At 40.0% G+C, this 6,251-nt stretch carries 4 protein-coding genes; 1 reads left to right on the top strand and 3 read right to left on the bottom strand.

Features of this window, described 5'->3' with window-relative positions; translation table 11 throughout:
- Positions 1-221: 221 nt before the first annotated feature.
- From PROCOU_RS10085 to PROCOU_RS10075, 3 genes are all read right to left on the bottom strand, one after another.
- Complete coding sequence (locus PROCOU_RS10085) at positions 222-1,367, bottom strand: FAD-dependent monooxygenase (protein WP_036072115.1); 1,146 nt, start codon at positions 1,365-1,367, stop codon at positions 222-224.
- Positions 1,368-1,643: 276 nt separating this feature from the next.
- Entirely contained in the window at positions 1,644-2,498 is an 855-nt protein-coding gene (gene fba / locus PROCOU_RS10080; RefSeq protein WP_036072113.1) for a class II fructose-1,6-bisphosphate aldolase, read from the bottom strand.
- A gap of 275 nt (positions 2,499-2,773) precedes the next feature.
- Positions 2,774-3,691, bottom strand: coding sequence for a diacylglycerol kinase (locus PROCOU_RS10075; protein WP_036072111.1), 918 nt, complete (start codon positions 3,689-3,691; stop codon positions 2,774-2,776).
- Positions 3,692-4,134: 443 nt separating this feature from the next.
- On the opposite strand from PROCOU_RS10075, the gene PROCOU_RS10070 reads away from it, so the two are divergent.
- Positions 4,135-6,249, top strand: a complete 2,115-nt coding sequence (locus PROCOU_RS10070) for a GW domain-containing glycosaminoglycan-binding protein (protein WP_149023658.1) — start codon at positions 4,135-4,137, stop codon at positions 6,247-6,249.
- Positions 6,250-6,251: the final 2 nt, after the last annotated feature.

Here is a 6,251-nt window from a genome sequence, read left to right as displayed (position 1 = left end):
CTTATTTGATTCCAGTTATTCCCTGTTCTGCACTTAAGAGCCACTGATGGATTACATGCTCACTTCGTTCTCATGCATATTGAGGCTCTCATGTGCACTGCTTCTTATTTGATTCCAGTTATTCCCTGTTCTGCGCTTAAGAGCCACTGATGGATTACATGCTCACTTCGTTCTCATGCATATTGAGGCTCTAATTCAGCACAGTTCGCTTCTTAAGAGCCTCAACAAAATAGCTCAACATCATATAGGTAAGACAATTGCTTTCGTTGTGACGAGGCTGGTGCCAGACGCATCATCATATTCCTTAACCTACAAATAAACGGTGCTTCTAGCTGTCCAATTTTGCCAATTAACCGAGATCGTTCTATAATTTTCTTTGTTCTCCCAACTCTAACTTTACTGTAGGTCTCAAATGCTTCTTCTGCAGTAGCCATTTTTTGCAAACAGTTTCGCAAAATGATTGCATCTTCCATCGCCTGACAACCACCTTGTCCAAGATTTGGAGTCATGGCATGAGCTGCATCGCCTACCAATACAACACGTCCTCTCACAAAACTTTTCATAGGTTCTAAATCATATATGTCACCGCGTATAACTTTATCTGGGTTCGTGGCCTCTAGCACGTCACAAATTGGCTGATGATATACTCCAAAGCGTTCCACTAAATTGGTTAGCTCGTATGTTTGATGTGCGATACTATTTTCCGGTGCAGCGATTACCGCGAACCAATATGTCTCCTTATTTGACAGTGGGACAATTCCAATTCTACCTTTTGTTCCCCAAGTTTCTGTGAATGAATTACTATCAGCATCGTTCGACCAGCTTTCAGCGATGCCACGCCAACATGTATAATTGGCATAGCGTAGCGATTGCTTACCAAAAATACTATCTCGCAAAGTAGAGTGAATACCATCGGCGACAATCACATAATCCCCGATAGCTTCGGATCCATCATTCATTTGCAACACTACACCTGAATTGTTCTGCGTTATATGATCACATTTTTGCCCCTGTTTAAGAGTACCTTCTTCTAAAGCAGCTAATAAAACAGCCCGTAAATCGGCTCTATGTATCGCATAAATCGGGAATGCATGTTTTTTATCTGCTAATTTGGTGATTGGTTTCCCAGTCTCATCCATGATTGCAATCCCTTGAGAACTAACATTTCCTAATGCTTTCACCTGTTCTGCTAACCCCAACTGTTCAAGCGCTGCAATCCCATTTGGTGCCACCGTAATCCCAGCCCCTACTCGCGTTACTTCATCCACTTTCTCAAAAATTTCTACTTGAAAACCTGCTTGTTGGAGGGCAATTCCAGTCATTAAGCCTGCAATTCCACCGCCAATAATTAAAAATTTATCTGTCAATCATCACACCTCACTTATTGTATGCGTTTTCTTTTAAACTTATCGAAAAATGGAAGATCAGGGTATCGGACTTATGGTATGTCTTTGGAGGGGCACCATCTACTATTTTTTTCGGTTGTCTATTCGTGATTCGGGACGCAGTGGTTAACAGCTTGGGGGATTACGTGCTCTCTTTGGTCGCATGCATATTGGTACTGTAATTCATTTCATTCATAACGGTACCAACAAACACAACGAGCCGAAATCTCGGCTCGTTGTCTAATATTACATATAAAATTATGCTTTGCCGTTTGAACCAAATTCTTGGATCTTCGCAACAACTGTTTTCACAATCGCGTCTTTACCAGGTCCGATAACTTTACGTGGGTCGTAAACTTTATCGTCTGTAGCTAATTTTTCGCGAACAGCGGCAGTCCAAACGATTTGGCACTCCGTGTTAACGTTGATTTTGCTGTGACCATGTTCGATTGCTTGTTTGATTTGGTGTTCAGGAATTCCAGATCCACCGTGTAGTACTAGAGGAGCACCTGTTAATTTCGAAATCTCTTCCATTTCTTTGAATCCAAGAACTGGCTCACCGTGGTAAGGACCGTGTACAGAACCTAATGCTGCAGCAAGTGCATCAATGTTAGCTTCTTTTACAATGCGTAGACATTCAGCAGGATCAGCATAGTTGATTCCGCCAGTCACGCCGTCTTCTTCTCCACCAACAGTTCCAACCTCTGCTTCAACAGAAACACCTTTTGAATGAGCGTAGTCAACAACTTTTTTAGTCATTTCAACGTTTTCATCGATTGGGTGATGAGAACCATCAATCATAACAGATGAGAATCCTGCATCAATAGCAGCTTTACAAGAATCAAAAGATGAACCATGATCCAAGTGAATTGCAACTGGTACAGTGATTTTTAGGTCATGCATAAGTCCTTCAGTCATTTTAACTACTGTCGTAAATCCACCCATGTATTTTGCTGCTCCTTCAGAAACACCAAGGATTACAGGGGATTTTTCTTGCTCTGCAGCTTCTAAAATAGCGCGAGTCCATTCAAGGTTATTGATGTTGAATTGACCTACAGCATATTTACCAGCTAACGCTTTGTTCAACATTTCAGTCATACTAACGATAGGCATAATACATTTTCCTCCTCAGGAATATAAGAGATCTTACGCATACCACGAGCAAATCGATAGCAAACTTTCGCTCGATTTATGTAAGCCTAATGTACTTCCTCCAAAAAGAGAAGGAATCAGTGTTCTTCGACTTCGTTCGAGTTTGCTTCAGACTCTTACACAATTTGATTTTCTGCTGTGAAAAATAACGAGCGCTATTTTTCCTAACATTGTTATAATACCAGATTTGTGAGTAGTTTACCACAGTGAAGGTTGATAATTTTGATGTAATCGTTTTATTTCTGCAAACGATGCTGGATTCGTGTTACATCTGCTAAAATTACTAACTTCTCAGGTAAAACTTCCAATTTATACGGTGTTTCCCCTCCGTACACGCCATCATAACTGATATTTAAGCTTGTATCGCATTCGATTTGTGCTTGCTTTGTTCTGACGTACACCACATCCTGACTTTGCAGATGAGAACCATTTTTAATGGCGGCAAGCAATTTCAGCAGTTTTGCGGGAGAAACTTTCTTTAAAATAAGCAAATCCATATAACCATCATTTAGTATTGCCGGCGGGCATAGTTTTTCCATACCACCGACGCTGTTTGTCAGTGTAGCAAATAATAATAAAATTTTACCTTCAAATACACCGTTATCATGCGTTATTTTGACCTGCTTAGGTGCTAACTTCGGTAACAGCTTTATGCCACTTACCAGGTAAGCAAGCCGTCCAATTTTATTTTTCATCGATTCTTTAACCGCATACGTAATCTCGGTTATTTTTCCACCGGCTGCGTTATTGATAAAATATTCATCGTTTGCTCGGCCGACATCGACTTTTACTGCTTTACCTGAAGCAATGATGTGTAGTGCTTCAATGGGGTCTTTAGCCATTCCGAGGGCTCGCGCAAAATCGTTCGTCGTTCCAACCGGCAATACGCCAAAACTAGGCTGTGATGGCGCCTGCATTAGACCGTTGATAACATCATTTACCGTACCATCTCCGCCTGCCGCTACAATGATTTCAAATCCATCTAATACGCCTTGCTTTGCGATTTTAGTCGCACTCTTTACTTGTTCTGTCGTCGGAATTAAGGTAACATCAAAACCCGCATCTTCTAAAATTTGTTCTGCAACTGGCATTAATTTGTGAAACTTGCGTTGCCCAGCCACTGGATTATATATGATCAACATTCGCTTTAACAACTATTTCCCCTTCTCTCGTGCAGTGATAGTCTTAGTTTCTTATTTTCCACCTTCATTGTCAAACTGGTTGCCTCAGGACAAATCATTTTTGTCAAAAAATCATACGTTATTATTCTATTTCTTTAAATAAAGCACATATGGGGCTTTTAAAGTGATATATTTCTTTCAAATTATTCTTTTGACGCAATTTAGACATACAATTGTAAGCAATTTGTCAATTTTTAAGGTAAATCTCCTAAAATAACTGCTATTAAGAGAGTATTCTAATCATAATATCTAGTTATATTCGCTCAAATTAACCCCTAAATAGGGAAAGCCTGTTGACTCTCTTCTTGTTTTTCTCCATAATGAAAGTATTCTTACATCTAGAACGAACTGGGAATATCTAATTTTATACCATGTATTTTTATTACTAAAAGGAGACTTGGAATGGAGATGAAAAATTGAAGACTTTATTAAAATCAGTTATTGTGACGGTCGGCCTAACCACTGTTGTATTACCGATATCAGTCCTAGCTGATGAAGAACCTGCTGATACTAGCGCAGTCACAGCAAAAGATGGATCGCAAACGATTGGTGACGACTCAATTTATGTACCTAAAGCAGAACGAGAGGGTACATTCACTGGAGATTTACACGCTGATGAAGATCCAGACGCACCAATTCCTGATCGTAACAGAGCTTTAAACGCAAGAGCAACTTATCCAAACGTAAATAACTACATCAAATCAAATAATTTTACCCACGCTAAATTGAGTAGTCAAATTCAATCACAATTCGAGAAATTCAACTATCGCAATGGCTATGGCAAGCCAGAAGGTGTTGTTTTACATGAAACAGCGAATCCGAATTCAACGATTCAAAACGAAATTGACTATATGAGCCGTAATTGGGAAAATGCTTTTGTGCATAGCTTCGTGGATAAAGGCAATATTATTAATATTCATCCAACAGATTACGGAGTTTGGGGAGCAGGTCGTTTTGCCAATGCACGTTTTGTTCAATATGAATTGGTTGAGCACAAAACATTTGATGAATTTGCTCGTTCTATTAATAATTACGCCTATTATACGGCCTACATCTTAGATAAGTACAAGTTACCAATTGATAGCGCTGAAACAGATGGTGTGGGAACGGTTTGGACGCATAATGCAGTCAGCAAATATCTCGGTGGTACAACGCATACCGATCCAATTGGTTATTTTAACAAATGGGGCTATAGCTACAATGAATTCTTGGCGTTAGTGACTGAGAAGTACAACGCGATGAGTAAAGATACCATTTTGTCTAATGTACCATTTGCCGCTACCACCTATGCGCAAGTTAAAAGTGCCGCTGGAAATACTGTTTGGTCCGCTCCCTTTAATACAGCCGGATCAAGCGAAGTAAATCCACTTTCTGCGTACACTGGTAAAAATTTAAAACTGTTACGCGAAGCAAAAACCCAAAGTGGCACATGGTATCAGTTTAGCATTGATGGAAGAACGATTGGCTGGGTCGAGAATAAAGCGGTCGCTACATTCTATACACCTAGCATGGAGCAAACAGCTAATCTAACTCGCTACGTCAACGTCCCAACTGAATCTGTTTATTATTTCCCCGTAATCGATAGTTCGATGCGTAAAGGAACATTAGCTTCCTATACGAATAAGCCATTACTTGCACACAAGCAAATCACGCTAAATGGGACATTGTGGTACCGACTAATGAATGGCTCAGAGGCTGTCGGTTGGGTTCGTGCATCCAGTCTTACAAGCACAGTTTATGATCAAATTATTTATGATAAAACAATGGGTGCTACAACATACGCTAGTGTCAAAACTGCGACTGGAAACAATGTCTGGACTGTACCGAATGGAACACTCGGTGCTAAAGTGGTCAATCCGCTTTCTAGCTACAACGGCAAAAATTTAAAACTAATTCGTGAAGCAAAAACAAGTAAAGGTATCTGGTACCAATTTGCCATCGATGGCAAAACAATAGGTTGGGTAGATAGTAAGGCTGTTTCAATATTTTATACGCCGAGCATGGAACAAACAGCGAATTTACCGCGTTATGTCGCACTGCCAAAAGATTCCGTTTATTACTTCCCAGTAGTTGACAGCTCTACTAGACGTGGCGATTTAACAAACTATCTGAACTTAAAATTAACAGTGCACAAACAAATCACGCTGAATGGAACACTTTGGTATCGATTAATAAATGGGGCTGAGTCAATTGGCTGGGTACGCGCAGTAAGCGTTACGCCAACCAACTACGACCAACCCGTATACGACAAAACATTAACTGCATATGGCAAAACAAAAACGACTGCCAATCAATATATTTGGAAAATAGTTCCAAATACGTATGGCGTTAATTCTAAGATTGCACCACTTTCTAATTACAGTGGTAAAAAGCTCCGCATCTTGCGTGAAGCAAAAACAACTGGTGGTCTATACTACCAAATCAGCTCGAACGGTCAACTTCTTGGCTGGGTAGATGCAAATGCCATCACCAAATTTTATGATGCTGTGATTGCTGAAAAGCCAGTAAATTTAACGAAAAAAAGTAGCTAATC

The organism is Listeria rocourtiae FSL F6-920, from assembly GCF_000525975.1.
In the GTDB taxonomy this organism is placed as follows: Bacteria; Bacillota; Bacilli; order Lactobacillales; family Listeriaceae; genus Listeria_A; species Listeria_A rocourtiae.
Note: the sequence above shows the minus strand (reverse complement) of the source record. Positions and strands in the feature narration are given on the sequence as shown.